The following is a 14,558-nucleotide window of genomic DNA, read 5'->3' on the forward strand; positions in this document are numbered from 1 at the left end:
CCGTGCGGAGACCGGGGCTTTCGCGCCGAAACGGGACTAGCTCAGGCCGGGGGCCGGGAAGTGGGTGGTCAGCTCGCGGACCTCGGCGTGGACGCGCACGATCGTGTGCTTGGCCTCGTCTTCGCCCTTGGCCAGGGCCGAGACGACCTGGTCGATCCAGGCGCCGATCTGCCGCATCTCGGTGACGCCCATGCCGCGGCTGGTGACGCCGGCGGTGCCGATGCGGATGCCCGACGGGTCGAACGGCTTGCGGGTGTCGAACGGCACCGAGTTGTAGTTGGTCTCGAGGCCGGCCTTGTCGAGCGCCTGGGCGGCCGGCTTGCCGCCGACGCCCTTGGGCGTGAGGTCCATCAGGATCAGGTGGTTGTCGGTGCCGCCCGAGACCAGGTCGAAGCCGCGGCCGAGCAGCTCCTCGGCGAGGGCCCGGCTGTTGACGACGACCTGGCGCGCGTAGTCCTTGAAGTCGTCGGTCGCGGCCTCGCGCAGCGCCACCGCGATGGCGGCGGTGGTGTGGTTGTGGGGGCCGCCCTGCAGACCCGGGAAGACGGCCTTGTTGAGCGCGGTGGCGTGCTCGTCGGAGGTGGCCATGAGCATCGCGCCGCGCGGGCCGCGCAGGGTCTTGTGGGTGGTGGTGGAGATCACGTCGGCGTGGCCGACCGGCGAGGGGTGGGCGCCGCCCGCGACCAGGCCCGCGATGTGGGCGATGTCGGCGGCCAGGACCGCGCCGACCTCCTTGGCGATCTCGGCGAAGGCCGGGAAGTCGATCGTGCGCGGGATGGCGGTGCCGCCGCAGAAGATCAGCTTGGGGCGCTCCTTGAGGGCGAGCTCGCGGACCTCGTCCATGTCGACCATGCCGGTGTCGCGGCGCACGCCGTAGCGGACCGGGTTGAACCACTTGCCGGTGGCGCTGACCGACCAGCCGTGGGTCAGGTGGCCGCCGAAGGGCAGGCCCATGCCCATGACGGTGTCGCCGGGCTGCACGAACGCCATGTAGATCGCCAGGTTGGCGGGCGAGCCCGAGTAGGGCTGGACGTTGGCGTGGTTGACGCCGAACAGCGACTTGGCCCGCTCGATCGCCAGGGTCTCGATCTGGTCGATGACCTGCTGGCCCTCGTAGTAGCGCTTGCCGGGGTAGCCCTCGGAGTACTTGTTGGTGAGGACGGTGCCGGTGGCCTGGAGGACCGCCTTGGAGACGTAGTTCTCCGAGGCGATGAGCTTGATGGTGTCGGTCTGGCGGCGTTCTTCGGCCGTGATCAGTTCGGCGATCTCTGGGTCGACGGCGTTGAGCGTGTTCTCAGACATTGAGCGCCTTCCTCGGAACTCGACGACAGCGTCGACCCAGGCGCACGGCCGACGCGGTTTCCGCTCCCCGGTGGTGACCCACCTCATAGCGCCAGTAGCGAGAACCCCACCTTATCGGCTGTCAGTGCTGCCGGGTGTTACCCGCGAGCGGCCACAGGCGGTCGACCTCGGCGTTGAGGGTGGCCCCGATCAGCACCGCGAGGGCGGTGATGTAGAGCCAGAGCAGCACCGCGATCGGCGCGGCCAGCGAGCCGTAGATGGACAGCGGGTCGAACCAGGCGGCCAGCACCTCGCGCAGCACGGCCGCGCAGATGATCCAGATCACCAGGGCCAGCAGCGCGCCGGGCACCTCGCGCCACCACCGGGTCCGCATCGGCACGCTCACGTGGTAGAGCAGCGTGAGCATCAGCACCGAGCCGGCCACCACCACCGGCCAGTAGAAGATCGAGATGAGCGGTTCGTAGTCGGGCAGGGCGGTGGCCAGCAGGGACGGCCCGACCACCAGGATCGGCATGACGACCAGGCCGATCAGCAGGGCCGCGAGGTAGAGGCCGAAGCTGAAGATCCGGGTGCGGATGATGCCGCGGGTCTCGCCCATGCCGTAGGCGATGGAGATCAGGTCGACGTACACGAAGAGGGCGCGGGAGCCCGACCACAACGAGAGCAGGAAGCCGACCGAGATCAGCGAGACCTCGCCGCCGTTGAAGACGTTGTCGATCAGCGGCTCGACCACCCGCTGGACCGCGTCGGGGGTGAACAGCAGGTCGGCGTGCTCGATCACCGACGTCTTGATGTCGGCGATCGTGTCGGGGCCGAGCAGCCCGGCGAGGTGACCGAGGACACCCAGGAGCCCGAGCACGAACGGCGGCAGCGACAGCAGGGCGAAGAACGCCGCCTCGCCCGCCAGGCCGGTGACCCGGTAGTTGACCCCGGCCATCGTCGTGGCCTTGACCAGCGCCCAGAAGCCGCTGCCGACGAAGCGCTCCATGCCCGCGCGGGCGCGCGCCATGCCGGCGCGGGACTGGTGCCCGAACCAGTGGCGGCGGGACCGGCGCCGGGGCGCGTTCGCTGAGGTCATCGGCGTTAACATTACGTGTCTCGCGAAGGGGTCCACACTGTGGACGCAAACTTGGACATCAAGTACCCGCAAGGTATTGTTACGGACATGCCAGTGGACCCGATGCTCGTCGTGCGCCGTCACGTCGACCTTCAGCGCGTCCGCAGCGCCATCTGTATCGACGCCCGTTGATCGCCGCCCCTTCTTTCTGTTAAGGGCGCGTGACAGGCGTCTTTTTTCATGCCCCCGCACTCAGCGCCGAGGCGGGAGGAAAAGCCTGGACGCGCGCGACCACCACTGGAAAGGTCCCGCATGAGCACCCCGGCCCGCCCGGCGAACCGCCACCACAAGCGCCCTCGCGGCGAAGGTCAGTGGGCTCTCGGCTATCGCGAGCCCCTGAACAAGAACGAGGAGAACAAGAAGAACGACGACGGGCTCAACGTCCGTCAGCGGATCATCGACATCTACTCCAAGCGCGGCTTCGACTCGATCGACCCCGCCGACCTGCGCGGACGCATGCGCTGGTACGGCCTCTACACGCAGCGCAAGCCCGGGATCGACGGCGGCAAGACCGCGATCCTGGAGCCCGAGGAGCTCGACGACCGCTACTTCATGCTCCGCATCCGCATCGACGGCGGCCAGCTCGACCTCAACCAGCTGCGGGTGATCGCGGGCATCTCCAACGACTTCGGCCGGGGCACCGCCGACATCACCGACCGGCAGAACGTCCAGCTGCACTGGGTCGAGATCGAGTCGGTCCCGGAGATCTGGGAGCGCCTCGAAGCGGTCGGCCTGTCCACGACCGAGGCGTGCGGCGACACCCCGCGCGTGATCCTTGGTTGCCCCCTGGCGGGCGTCGACGCCGACGAGGTGATCGACGGGCGCGAGCAGATCCGCGAGGTGTACGACCGGTTCATCGGCGACAAGGCGTTCTCCAACCTGCCCCGCAAGTTCAAGTCGGCGATCAGCGGCTGCGGCGCCCACTGCACCGTCCACGAGATCAACGACGTGGCGTTCGTGGGCGTGGTGAACGAGGCCGGCGAGGCCGGGTTCGACGTCTGGGTGGGCGGCGGCCTGTCGACCAACCCGATGATCGGCAAGCGGCTCGGCGCGTTCGTCCGCCCCGACCAGGTGGGCGACGTCTACGGCGGCGTCATCGGCATCTTCCGCGACTACGGCTACCGGCGGCTGCGCCACCGGGCCCGCATCAAGTTCCTGGTGAACGACTGGGGCGCCGAGAAGTTCCGGCAGATCCTCCAGGACGAGTACCTCGGCCACGCCCTGCCCGACGGCCCCGCCCCCGAGCTGGCCGACGAGACCCGGCGCGACCACGTCGGCGTCCGCCGCCAGAAGGACGGAAAGTTCTACGTCGGCTTCGCGCCCAAGGTCGGCCGGGTCGACGGCGACACCCTGGCGAAGATCGCCGACCTGGCCGAGGCCCACGGGTCGAACCGGGTCGCGATGACGGTCGAGCAGAAGATGGTCGTGCTCGACGTGCCGGAAGACCGGGTCGAGTCGCTGGTCGACGGGCTCGACGCGATCGGCCTGAAGGTGCGCCCCTCGACGTTCCGGCGGCAGACGATGGCCTGCACCGGCATCGAGTACTGCAAGCTCGCGATCGTCGAGACCAAGGCGACCGCGACGACGCTGATCCACGAGCTGGAGAACCGGCTGCCCGACTTCGAGCACCCGCTCACGATCAACGTGAACGGCTGCCCGAACTCCTGCGCCCGCATCCAGGTCGCCGACATCGGCCTCAAGGGCCAGCTCGTCGTCAACGAGGCGGGCGAGCAGGTCGAGGGCTTCCAGATCCACCTGGGCGGCTCCCTGGGCGCCACCCCGGGCTTCGGCCGCAAGGTCCGCGGCCTGAAGAGCACCGCCGAAGACCTGCCCGACTACGTCGAGCGGGTGGCCTCCAACTACGCCAAGCAGCGCAGCGACGACGAGTCGTTCGCGGCCTGGGTGCAGCGGGCCGACGAGGCTGATCTCAAGTGAGCGAGCGGGCCGCTCCGTACTACTGCCCGTACTGCGGTGAAGAAGATCTCGAACCGTACGTCTCCGAAGAGGAGCCCTACGGCTGGTACTGCCGGAGCTGCGCCCGGGCCTTCCGGGTGAAGTTCCTGGGGATAGGCGTTCGATCGTGACCCCCCGTGAGGAGAGCGTGATGACCCTGGTGGACATCGAGGTTGAGCTAGAGCGCCGGCGCGGCGTGCTCGACCTCCAGAGCATCGTCGAGTCGGCGGCCGAGTTCCTCGAGGACGCCCCCGCCCGAGAGATCATCCGCTGGGCGGCGGCGACCTTCGGCGACCGCATGTGTCTCACCTCCTCGATGTCCGACGCGCTGCTGATCGACCTGGTGAGCCGGGTCAAGCCGGGCGTCGACGTGCTGTTCATCGACACCGGCTACCACTTCGCCGAGACGATCGGCACCCGCGACGCGGTCGAGGCCGTCTACGACGTCAACCTGATCAACATCACCCCGTCGCGGACCGTCGCCGAGCAGGACCGCGACCTCGGGCCGCGCCTCCACGGCCGCAACCCCGACCTGTGCTGCTTCCTGCGCAAGGTCGAGCCGCTGAACCGGGCGCTGGAGCCCTACCTGGCGTGGATCTCCGGCATCCGCCGCGACGAGTCGCCGACCCGGACCAGCACGAAGGTCGTCGAGTGGGACGCCAAGCGCCAGATGGTCAAGGTCAACCCGATCGCGCGGTGGACCCAGGAGGACGTCGACAACTACATCGCCGACAACGGGGTCCTGATCAACCCGCTCCACTACGACAACTACCCCTCGATCGGCTGCGCCCCCTGCACCCGCAGGGTCGCCGACGGCGAAGACGCGCGGTCGGGCCGCTGGGCCGGACTGGGCAAGATCGAGTGCGGTATCCACCTTTGATCCCCATGGTGGCCGTGGCGCACGGGTCCCGCGACCCGCGCGCCGCCGCCGTGGCCGAGGCCCTGCTCCACCGGGTACGCCTGGCGCGTCCCGGCCTGGACGTGCGGGTCAGCTACCTCGACCACGTGCGACCGGCGCTGACCGAGGCGCTGGCCCCGCTCGCCGAGGCGGTCGTGGTGCCGCTGCTGCTGACGGCGGCCTACCACAGCAAGGTCGACATCCCGGGCGCGCTGGCCGGGGTCGGCGCCCGGGTCGAGGTCAGCCCCACGCTGGGCCCCGACCCGCTGCTGACGGCCGCCCTGGAACGCCGCCTGGCCGAGGCCGGGGCCGTCGTGGGCGACCCCGAGACGGCGGTCGTCCTGGTGTCGGCCGGGTCGAGCGACGCCTCGGCCAACTCGACGGTCCGCACGATCGCCCGCGAGTGGGCCCGCGCGCGGCCGTGGTGGGCGGTCACGACGGCGTTCGCCAGCGCCTCGGGCCCCCGTCCGGCGGAGGCGGTGGCGATGGTGCGCGCGGCGGGGGCGCCCCGCGTGGTGGTCGCCCCCTACCTGCTGGCGCCCGGCTTCTTCGCCGACAAGGTGGCCAGGGAGACCCTGGCGGCCGGCGCCGACCTGGTCGCCGACAGCCTCGGACCGGCGCCGGAACTGGTCCGGATCGTGCTCGACCGCTACGACGCGGCCGCGGCTCAGTCGACGTCGCAGCGGACCGGCTTGAGCGTCTCCTGCGTTCCGTCGGGGCGCTGAAGCACGAGGGGCTGCGCGCAGTCGGCGGGCGGGCTGTAGACGCCGGGGTAGCGGTAGACGTGCACCATGACGCCCATCCGGTAGTCCTTGGCCTCCTCCGCGCGGGCCAGCAGTTCCTCCTCGGTGAGCAGGCCCCCCTCGTCGTAGGGGAAGGCGCGGACCCGCACGTCGACCATGCCGTCGTCGCCGGTGGGGCGGTCGGCGACGGCGTGGTCGTCGTAGGTCAGCGCGGTCACCGGCCCGCACGGGCCCTGGGCGACCAGCCTGCCCTCGATCCACAAGCCCGCGTGCGCGGCGAACCCGGGGCAGTTCACGTAGATCTGCACCGGGCCCTCGCTCCCCGGGTAGAACAGTCCGTCGAGGATGCCGGGCGTGGCCACCGACCGCTCGGCCAGCATGTAGACGGTCTGCGGGGCCGGGGCCCGCTGGGCCATGGTGACGTCCGGGTCTCCGGGTCTCTCCATCGGCAGCAGCACGAACCCGGCGGCCACCACGGCGGTCGCGGCGGCGGTGGCCAGGGCGGCGCGGCCCCGCCTGATCCGCCCGGCCCGCCGGTCGATCTCCCGCAGGGAGATCCGGTGGGTGGGGGCGTTGAAGGTGTCGTCCTCGAAAAGCTCGCGGATCATCGCCTGCTCCAGTCCATGGCGGGGTCGACGCGCAGTTTCGCCAGGGCGCGACTGGCCTGGCTCCGGACGGTGACCTCCGAGCAGCCGAGGATCGCGGCGATCTCGGGGTCGGAGAGGTCCTCGAAGTAGCGCAGCACCAGCACCGCCCGCATGCCCGGCGGCAGCCCCGCCAGGGCGACCCGCAGCACGTCGCGGTCGTCGGCGGAGCGCTCGCCGTCGGGCGCCGCCGACTCGGGCAGCTCGCCCGTGGGCACCTCGCGCCGCCACATGCGGCGCCACCACGAATTGTGGGTGTTGACGAGGATGCGGTAGACGTACGCGTCGGGGTTGTCGCCGATCCGCCGCCAGGCGAGCCACGCCTTGGCGAGCGCGGTCTGCGTCAGGTCCTCGGCTGTGGCCCAGTCGCGGCACAACAGGTAGGCGGTGCGCAGCAACCGGGACGACCGCTGCTCGACGTACCGCTCGAAGTCGGCGCGGTCGCGCATGTCGGGGTCCTCACCGTCGGAGAAATCATGTCACCGACGATGACGCGGCGGCACCGGCGATCCGTTGCACCGGCCCTCAGCGTTCTTTGTGCCGCCGCAGGGAGTCGTTGACCATGCGGTTGGCGTCGCGGATCGAGTCGTTCACCGCCTGGTTGACCGCCTGGTTGATCGCGCCGTGCATGGAGCCGTGGCCGAGGCCGCGGCGGTTGAGCCACCACTCGGTCCAGGCCAGGGCGTTGCGCCGGATGGGCTGGGCGTGGGAGTCGCCGAGGATCTTGATGTCGCCCATGACGACGTAGCCGCGGATCCGGACGATCGGGGCGTGCTGGCCGGGCGGGGCCTCGACCACCTTGACCTTCTTGTCGCCCATGATCGTCACCCCGCTGAGCTGCACGTCGACGCCGTCGGGGACGATGATCTTGATGTCGCCCATCACGCAGGTCGCCACGATGTCGATCTCGTTGGAGCGCACCTCGGCCTCGCGCAGGTCGATGGTCACGTCGCCCATGACGGCCACCGCGCCGATCTCGTTGTCGACCCGCCACTTGCCCTTGCGCTTGGTGTCGCCCATCACGGCGACGAACCACTGGCGGGCCTTGCCCGGCGGCTTCGCGGGGGTGTACGCGGGAGCGGCCGCGCCGCCGGGGAGGTCGGCTGTCAGCTGGGCCAGCTCGCCCTGCGTCTGGGCCAGGTAGGCGGCCTCGGTGCGGTCGGTGAGTTCGGCGAGCGTCAGCCGGCCTTCGGTGGAGGCGACCCGCAGGCGCTCGACGACGGCCTCGCGCTCGCTGTCGGACGCGCGCATGCCGGCTGGTTCGGTCATGGCTACGAATCTAGCCCTCCGGGAGCTCCCGCTCGATCCTCCCTGGGGACGATTCCTACCTCACCCTGGCCCTCATCCTGGCCCGCACCCGCACCGCCACGAAGACCGCCACGGCGACGGCGCACACCGCGATCACCCCGTTGGTGAGCCAGCCCGAGTAGCGCTGGACGACCTCCCAGTTCTCCCCGAGGAGGTAGCCCGCCAGCACGAAGACGGAGTTCCAGATGAGGCTGCCCAGCGCGGTGAGCAGGGTGAACACCCCGATCGGCATGCGCTCGACCCCGGCCGGGATCGAGATGAGGCTGCGGAAGACCGGGATCATCCGGCCGAAGAAGACGGTCTTGCGCCCGTGGCGGGCGAACCAGTCCTCCGACTTCTCGATGTCGGCGGCGGTGACGAACGGGACTCGGGCCAGCAGGGCGACGGTGCGGTCACGGCCGAGGAGGGCGCCCAGGCCGTACAGGACCAGAGCACCCGCGACCGAACCGGCCGTGGTCCAGGCGATGGCGGCGACCAGGCTCATGTTCCCCTGGCTGGCGGTGAACCCGGCGAGCGGCAGGATGAGCTCGCTCGGGATCGGGGGCGCCAGGTTCTCGATCGCGGTGGCCAGCCCCGCGCCGGGCGCGCCCAGGGTCTCCATCAGACCGACGACCCAACCGGCGATTCCGTCTAGTTTCTCCATGGCGATCACGGTAGGGAGATCCTTCCGGCCGGTTGAGCCGGAAAGCCACCGTTTCGACCGGGGGACAGCCTCACCCCGCCAGCCCACAAACTGGACATATCACCATAAAGTACCCTGGAGAGGTGACGATCAGTGAGCTGATGCTCGCCGTGGCGCACGACGACCTGGAGCGCGCCCGCGAGGCGCTGCGGCGCGAACCCGACCTGAACCGCGGCCGCGGCACCCTGCCGCTCTACCGCGCGGCCCAGCGGGGCAACGCCGCGATGGTGACGCTGCTGCTCGAACACGGCGCCGACCCGAACCAGGCCTCCCACGGCGAAGAGGAGGGCCTGCCCCTGTGCGCGGCGGCCTCCTGGAACCACGAGGAGGCGCTCCGCGCCCTGCTGGAGGGCGGCGCCGACCCCGACCTGATCGAGTGCGACGAGTGGACCCCGCTGATGTGGACGGCCACCCTCGGCCACCTGGAGAGCGCCGACCTGCTGCTCGACTTCGGCGCCGACCCCGACCTGTGCTCGCCGCTGGTCGCCGCCGCCCGGTTCGGGGCCTACGGAGTGGTGTGGAGCCTGCTCGAACACGGCGCCACTCCTCTGTACGAGGCCCTGGAGGTCGCCCGCGCCCTCGCCACCCGCGACCTGACCGAGCTGGTCGACGGTTGCGACCCCCCGGCCGAGGTGTCACTGGCGGCCGACGGCACCACCCTGGTCTCCACGCCCTCCCCCGAGGGCGCCGAGGTCTCCCAGCGCGGCCACGCGGCCATCGCGACCCTCCTGGAGGACGCCCTCGGCGAGCGCCCGCCGGTCGAGGAGCTGATGCGGCGCGCGGTGCCCTACCGCGACGTCGACGAGGACGGGGAGACCTGGTGGGCGGCCGTGCACGCCATTCAGCGCCGCGCCGACGACGAGACCTTCGCCTCGGCGGTCGCCCTGGTCGGCCGCGACGACCCGATGGAGCGCGACTTCGGCGTGGACGTGCTGTCGCAGTTCGGCTTCACCGCCGGCACCCGCCCCTACCTCGACCGCACCCTGCCGGTCCTGCGCGACCTGGCCGAACACGAGCAGGACCCGCGCGTGATCGACTCGATCCTGCGCGCCCTGGGCCAGCAGGGCGACCCCCGGGTGCTGCCCGACGTGCTGGCGCTGATCGACCGCCCGGGCCGGGTGCACACCGTGCGCGACCCGGTCGCCCTGTCGGCCGTGCTGCCGGGCGAGGACAAGGACGGCCTGGCGGCGCTGATCACCCTCTCGCGCGACCCGTCGGCCGACGTGCGCGATTACGCGACCTTCGGCCTCGCGGCCCTGGACGCCGACGGCGACGACCTCCGCTCGGCCCTCGCCGCCCGGCTGACCGACCCCGACCTGGTCACCGCGGCGGAGGCGACGCGCGGCCTGGCGATCCGGGGAGACGACCGGGCGGTGCGGGGGGTGCACCGGGTGTTGTCGGAGAGCGCGGACGTCTACGCGCGCGACGTGGTCCTGCAGGCGGCCGGCACGCTGGGCCTGGACCTGTGAGAGCTCACGGCCCCGACAACGCGGGGGCCGCCGCCCTCAGGTCGGCCGCCAGGGCCTGGTCGCCCTCGGCCTCCCAGGTGTAGCCGGCTCCCCGCCCGCCCAGCACGAAGCAGTATTCGGCCGCGTCGGCCCGGAGCGTGAGGGCGACCTGCTGGCCCCCGTACCCGGAAGCGGGCCGCCCCGGAGCCAGGGGAAGGTGCCAGTCTCCTCCCCCGTCGCCGGTCAGGGTCAGCCGGATCGACCGGTCGCCCAGGTCGAGGCCGCTCAGCAGGGCCGTGGCCGGCAGCAGGCGGGCGCACAGGTCGGCCATCGGGTGGAGTTCCTCCGCCGTCGGCTTCGGGAGGTGCAGGCCCTCGGACACGGCGGTGTCGTGGGTGTGGATCCACGTCTCCAGGGCGCGGCCGAGGAGCTGGTCGCCGACGGGCAGGGGCAGGCCGCCCGGGGTGATCATCCGGGCCGGGTCGGCGCCCGACAGGGCGTGGCAGAGGGCGTCGGCCTGGTCGCGCCACGACCGGCGGGTCTCCAGCAGGGAGCGGGAACGTTCGTGGTCGTGGACGGCGGCCGTGCGGGCCATGGGCTCGTCGTCGGTGATCGGGGGGCCGTGGACGGGCGCGCCGACGGCCGCGGCGACCAGGCCGTCCTTGGCCATCAGGTGGCCCAGGAGCTCCTGGAGGTTCCAGCCTTCGACGATCTCCACGTCCCACGCGGTCGCCGAGGCGAAGACGGCGTCCATGGCGGCCACCCGGCCCGCGTAGGGGCGGGCCCACGCGACACAGGTCGCGGCGGGGCGGCGGCGGGCGGCGGCCGTGGCGAGCAGGCGGGCGCGCCCTCCCGACGGCGGGGCGACGGGGGCCTCGTCGAGCAGGTCGAGGTAGAGGCGGTCGAGGCTCACAGCGCCTCCTCGTTCAGCGTCTCGGCCAGGCGGCGCAGGGCCAGCCGGATGCGGGACTTGGCGGTCCCCTCCGGTACGCCGATCTCCACCGCCACCTCGCGATAGGTGCGGCCGCCGTAGTAGGCCAGCTCTACCACCTGGCGCAGGGCGTCGGGCAAGCCTGCCACCGCCTCCCTGACCCGTTTGATCTCGTCGGCGGCCACGACGCCCTCTTCGAGGTCGTGGGGGCGTTCGAACAGGCGGGGGGCCAGGGCGCCGACGCGGCGGCGCTCCTCCGACCTGACGTGGTCGACCGAGCGCCGGTGGGCGACGGTCGCCAGGAAGGTGCGCAGGCTGCCGCGGGCGGGGTCGAAGCCCAGCGGCCGCTCCCAGAAGGCGGCGAAGACCTCCTGGGTGATGTCCTCGGCGGCGACCCGGTCGCGGGTCACCCGCAGCGCCAGGCCGTAGAGCAGGGCGGAGAAGCGGTCGTACAGCTCGCCCAGCGCGGATTCGTCGCCGCTCACGACCCGGCGGTGGAACAGGTGGTCGTCCACGGCGGCTCCCCCACTCGTCGACCCGAGCATCGCATTATTCGCCCGGGATGGTCAGATGGATGACATGAGCCATGAAGTCATGAACCAGGTGCCGCCGCTGTCCGGTCACGACGTGGCGGCCGACCCGGCGCTGGCGGCGGCGCTGGCCCGGGAGGGCGCCGACTGGGCCGAGGGCGAGTTGCGGCAGCTGGGCATGCTGGCGGGCACCGCGAAGGCGCAGGAGTGGGGGCGGCTGGCCAACGAGCACGAGCCGATCCTGCGCACGCACGACCGCTACGGCCACCGGATCGACGAGGTGGAGTTCCACCCGGCGTGGCACGAGCTGATGACCGTCGCCGTGGAGCACGGGCTGCACGCCGCGCCCTGGACGATGGCCCGGCCGGGCGCCCACGTGGCGCGGGCGGCCAAGTTCTACGTGTGGTCGCAGGTCGAGGCGGGCCACGGCTGCCCGATCTCGATGACGTACGCCTCGGTGGCCGCGCTGCGGCACGCCCCGGCGCTGGCGGGCGAGTGGGAGGCGGCGCTCGCCTCCCGTACCTACGACCCCGGCCTGCGCCCCCTGGCCGACAAGCGCGGGGTGCTCGCCGGGATGGCCATGACCGAGAAGCAGGGCGGCAGCGACGTCCGGGCGAACCTGACGGCCGCCGAGCCGCTCGGCGACGGGACCTATGCCCTGACCGGCCACAAGTGGTTCAACTCCGCGCCGATGTGCGACGTGTTCCTGGTGCTGGCCCAGGCGCCGGGCGGGCTCTCCTGCTTCCTGCTCCCCCGGGTGCTGCCCGACGGGACCCGCAACGCCATCAGGCTCATGCGGCTGAAGGACAAGCTCGGCAACCGGTCGAACGCCTCGGCCGAGGTCGAGTACGACCACGCGGTCGCCTGGCTGGTCGGCGAGGAGGGGCGCGGGGTCCGGACGATCATCGAGATGGTCAACATGACCCGGCTTGACTGCGTGATCGGCTCGGCGGCGGGCATGCGGCTGGGGCTGACCCAGGCCGTCCACCACGCCCGGCACCGCACGGCCTTCGGCCGGCTCCTGATCGACCAGCCGCTGATGCGCAACGTGCTGGCCGACCTGGCGCTGGAGTCCGAGGCGGCCACGGTGCTGATGATGCGCCTCGCCGGGGCCACCGACCGGGCCGTCGCCGGCCAGGCGCACGAGGGGCTGTTCCGGCGGGTGGCCCTGGCGGCCGGGAAGTACTGGGTCTGCAAACGCGCCGCCGGGCACGCCGCCGAGGCGCTCGAGTGCCTGGGCGGCAACGGCTACGTCGAGGAGTCGGGCCTGCCACGGCTGTTCCGCGAGTCGCCCCTGAACGGCATCTGGGAGGGCTCGGGCAACGTCGCCGCGCTCGACCTGACGCGGGCCCTCACCCGCGAGCCCGAGGCCGCCGAGGCGTTCTTCACCGAGGTCGAGCTCGCCACCGACCCGCGCGTGTCCGAATCGGTGAGCCGGGTGCGCAAGACCCTGGCCCACGCCACCGAGGCCGACGCGCGGCGGCTCGCCGAGGAGATGGCGCTGGTGCTGCAGGCGTCGCTGCTGATCAGGTTCGCCCCGGCGAGCGTGGCCGACGCGTTCTGCGCCTCGCGGCTCGGCGGCGGCTCGGGCCGCGCCTACGGCGCCCTCGGGCCCGGCCCGGACCTCGACGCGATCCTGGCCCGGATCTGAGTCACCCGACCGCTACGCCCCGGAAACACGGAGGAAACGGCCCGGCGCTCTCATGAAGGGGACTCACCGGAGGGTGAGGCGCACCTAGGGTTCCGCTCGGGTTCCGAGGCTGGTCCGAGAGGTGCAGGCGGCCGTCAGGCCGTTCCACGGCGGGAGAAAAGCCCGGGAGACAGTCACGTGTCGGCTGCCTCCCGACGTGAGGCTTTTCCCGAAAAGGAGTGCCCGTGGGACACCTCCACGACAACTACGGCCCCGAGGCCCGGTCGGCCGTCGAGCGCGAGGCCGCGCTGCCCACCACCATGCACCGGCGCGAGATCGAGCGCGGCCTGGAACTCGGCCTCCAAGGGGCCGACTCGATCGTCGACCGGACCATCCCCACCTTCTCCCGGGGCGAGCTGCCGCACTTCGCCGGCATCAACACCTTCCTCAAGGCCCCGTACGTCGAGGACGTGCGCAAATGCGGCGACTACGACGTGGCGGTGATCGGCGCGCCCTTCGACGGCGGCACCACCTACCGGTCGGGCACCCGGTTCGGCCCCCAGGGCATCCGTAAGATCAGCGCCCTCTACGGCCCCTACAGCTTCGAGCTCGGCGTCGACCTGCGGGAGTCGATCACCATCTGCGACCTGGGCGACATCTTCACCATCCCGGCCAACATCGAGAAGACGTTCGACCAGATCAGCAAGGGCGTCTCCCACGTCTACGCGTCGGGGGCGTTCCCCGTCGTGCTGGGCGGCGACCACTCGATCGGCTACCCGACCGTGCGGGCGGTGGCCGAGCACCACACCGGGAACGTCGGGATCATCCACTTCGACCGCCACGTCGACACCCAGGAGACCGACCTCGACGAGCGGATGCACACCACACCCTGGTTCCACGCCACCGACCTGCCGAACGTGCCGCCGAAGAACCTCGTCCAGATCGGGATCGGCGGCTGGCAGGCGCCTCGGCCGGGCGTGAAGGTCGGCCGCGAGCGCGGCACCACCATCATGACCGTCACCGACTGCGTCGAGATGGGCATCGAGGCCGCCGCCGAGCGGGCCCTGGAGGTGGCCTGGGACGGGGCCGAGGCCGTGTGGTTGTCGTTCGACGTCGACTGCCTCGACGCCGCGTTCGTGCCCGGCACCGGCTGGCCGGAGCCGGGCGGCTTCCTGCCGCGCGAGGTGCTGAAGTTCATCCAGCTCATCGCCGACGCCCGGCCGCTGGCCGGCATCGAGGTGGTCGAGTGCGCGCCGCCCTACGACAACGCCGAGATCACCTCCCTCATCGCCACCCGCGTCATCTGCGACACCCTCGGGTGCCTGGTCCGCGCGGGTCACCTCCCCAAGAAGAAGGGAGCGGCGTGATGTTC

16 protein-coding genes and 2 riboswitches are annotated in these 14,558 nt (G+C 71.7%); of the genes, 8 read left to right on the forward strand and 8 right to left on the reverse strand.

Annotation, left to right across the window (positions count from 1 at the left end):
- Positions 1-36: 36 nt before the first annotated feature.
- Together glyA and AW271_RS07440 are read right to left on the reverse strand one after the other, a co-directional pair.
- On the reverse strand, positions 37-1,302 hold the full coding sequence (gene glyA, locus AW271_RS07435; RefSeq protein ID WP_062333953.1) for a serine hydroxymethyltransferase: 1,266 nt from the start codon (positions 1,300-1,302) through the stop codon (positions 37-39).
- Positions 1,303-1,329: 27 nt separating this feature from the next.
- Positions 1,330-1,411, reverse strand: a riboswitch (ZMP/ZTP riboswitch).
- Between the two features lie 12 nt (positions 1,412-1,423).
- Positions 1,424-2,380, reverse strand: coding sequence for a YihY/virulence factor BrkB family protein (locus tag AW271_RS07440; RefSeq protein ID WP_083976267.1), 957 nt, complete (start codon positions 2,378-2,380; stop codon positions 1,424-1,426).
- Positions 2,381-2,467: 87 nt separating this feature from the next.
- Between AW271_RS07440 and AW271_RS43085 the strand changes: the two genes are divergently transcribed.
- Genes AW271_RS43085 through AW271_RS07455 form a run of 5 tightly spaced genes read left to right on the forward strand, consistent with a single transcriptional unit; the run spans position 2,468 to position 5,995 of the window.
- Entirely contained in the window at positions 2,468-2,551 is an 84-nt protein-coding gene (locus tag AW271_RS43085; RefSeq protein ID WP_353051387.1) for a putative leader peptide, read from the forward strand.
- 48 nt (positions 2,552-2,599) lie between these two features.
- Positions 2,600-4,354: a nitrite/sulfite reductase gene (locus AW271_RS07445; RefSeq protein WP_062333956.1), complete on the forward strand. Its 1,755-nt coding sequence runs from the start codon at positions 2,600-2,602 to the stop codon at positions 4,352-4,354.
- Positions 4,351-4,503 carry an Insertion element protein gene (locus tag AW271_RS38300; RefSeq protein ID WP_081898693.1) on the forward strand — a complete coding sequence of 51 codons (153 nt, stop codon included), beginning with the start codon at positions 4,351-4,353 and terminating at the stop codon, positions 4,501-4,503. Before AW271_RS07445 ends, AW271_RS38300 begins: the two co-directional genes overlap by 4 nt.
- Before the next feature lie 20 nt (positions 4,504-4,523).
- Positions 4,524-5,252 (forward strand): phosphoadenylyl-sulfate reductase, encoded by a 729-nt coding sequence (locus AW271_RS07450; protein WP_062333959.1) that lies wholly within the window; start codon positions 4,524-4,526, stop codon positions 5,250-5,252.
- A gap of 5 nt (positions 5,253-5,257) precedes the next feature.
- Positions 5,258-5,995 (forward strand): sirohydrochlorin chelatase, encoded by a 738-nt coding sequence (locus AW271_RS07455; protein ID WP_062333962.1) that lies wholly within the window; start codon positions 5,258-5,260, stop codon positions 5,993-5,995.
- Here AW271_RS07455 and AW271_RS07460 read toward each other — a convergent pair.
- The 4 genes from AW271_RS07460 to AW271_RS07475 form a co-directional block, all read right to left on the reverse strand.
- Positions 5,938-6,621 (reverse strand): hypothetical protein, encoded by a 684-nt coding sequence (locus AW271_RS07460; RefSeq protein WP_062333965.1) that lies wholly within the window; start codon positions 6,619-6,621, stop codon positions 5,938-5,940. The two genes, AW271_RS07455 and AW271_RS07460, sit on opposite strands and share 58 nt — an antisense overlap.
- Positions 6,618-7,106 carry a SigE family RNA polymerase sigma factor gene (locus AW271_RS07465; protein ID WP_062333969.1) on the reverse strand — a complete coding sequence of 163 codons (489 nt, stop codon included), beginning with the start codon at positions 7,104-7,106 and terminating at the stop codon, positions 6,618-6,620. The genes AW271_RS07460 and AW271_RS07465 overlap by 4 nt, the downstream gene beginning before the upstream one ends.
- Positions 7,107-7,182: 76 nt before the next feature.
- Positions 7,183-7,926 (reverse strand): DUF1707 SHOCT-like domain-containing protein, encoded by a 744-nt coding sequence (locus tag AW271_RS07470; RefSeq protein ID WP_063817905.1) that lies wholly within the window; start codon positions 7,924-7,926, stop codon positions 7,183-7,185.
- 55 nt (positions 7,927-7,981) lie between these two features.
- Positions 7,982-8,608, reverse strand: coding sequence for a DedA family protein (locus AW271_RS07475; RefSeq protein ID WP_062335272.1), 627 nt, complete (start codon positions 8,606-8,608; stop codon positions 7,982-7,984).
- Between the two features lie 122 nt (positions 8,609-8,730).
- Here AW271_RS07475 and AW271_RS07480 point away from each other — a divergent pair, with 122 nt between their 5' ends.
- Entirely contained in the window at positions 8,731-10,116 is a 1,386-nt protein-coding gene (locus AW271_RS07480) for an ankyrin repeat domain-containing protein (RefSeq protein WP_157553954.1), read from the forward strand.
- A 4-nt stretch (positions 10,117-10,120) separates the two neighbouring features.
- Here AW271_RS07480 and AW271_RS07485 read toward each other — a convergent pair whose 3' ends face one another.
- Together AW271_RS07485 and AW271_RS07490 are read right to left on the reverse strand one after the other, a co-directional pair.
- Positions 10,121-11,008 (reverse strand): maleylpyruvate isomerase N-terminal domain-containing protein, encoded by an 888-nt coding sequence (locus tag AW271_RS07485; protein ID WP_062333973.1) that lies wholly within the window; start codon positions 11,006-11,008, stop codon positions 10,121-10,123.
- Positions 11,005-11,541, reverse strand: a complete 537-nt coding sequence (locus tag AW271_RS07490) for a sigma-70 family RNA polymerase sigma factor (RefSeq protein WP_218007992.1) — start codon at positions 11,539-11,541, stop codon at positions 11,005-11,007. The genes AW271_RS07485 and AW271_RS07490 overlap by 4 nt, the downstream gene beginning before the upstream one ends.
- Positions 11,542-11,605: 64 nt before the next feature.
- Between AW271_RS07490 and AW271_RS07495 the strand changes: the two genes are divergently transcribed.
- Together AW271_RS07495 and AW271_RS07500 are read left to right on the forward strand one after the other, a co-directional pair.
- The gene (locus AW271_RS07495) at positions 11,606-13,207 is read left to right on the forward strand and encodes an isovaleryl-CoA dehydrogenase (protein WP_062333979.1); all 1,602 of its coding nucleotides are present in this window, start codon (positions 11,606-11,608) and stop codon (positions 13,205-13,207) included.
- Positions 13,208-13,280: 73 nt separating this feature from the next.
- Positions 13,281-13,378: riboswitch (guanidine-I (ykkC/yxkD leader) on the forward strand.
- 53 nt (positions 13,379-13,431) lie between these two features.
- Positions 13,432-14,553 (forward strand): agmatinase family protein, encoded by a 1,122-nt coding sequence (locus AW271_RS07500; protein ID WP_218007993.1) that lies wholly within the window; start codon positions 13,432-13,434, stop codon positions 14,551-14,553.
- The last annotated feature ends 5 nt before the right edge of the window (positions 14,554-14,558 follow it).

Origin of the sequence: Herbidospora sakaeratensis (genome assembly GCF_001570525.1) — a bacterium.
Lineage (GTDB): Bacteria > Actinomycetota > Actinomycetes > Streptosporangiales > Streptosporangiaceae > Herbidospora > Herbidospora sakaeratensis.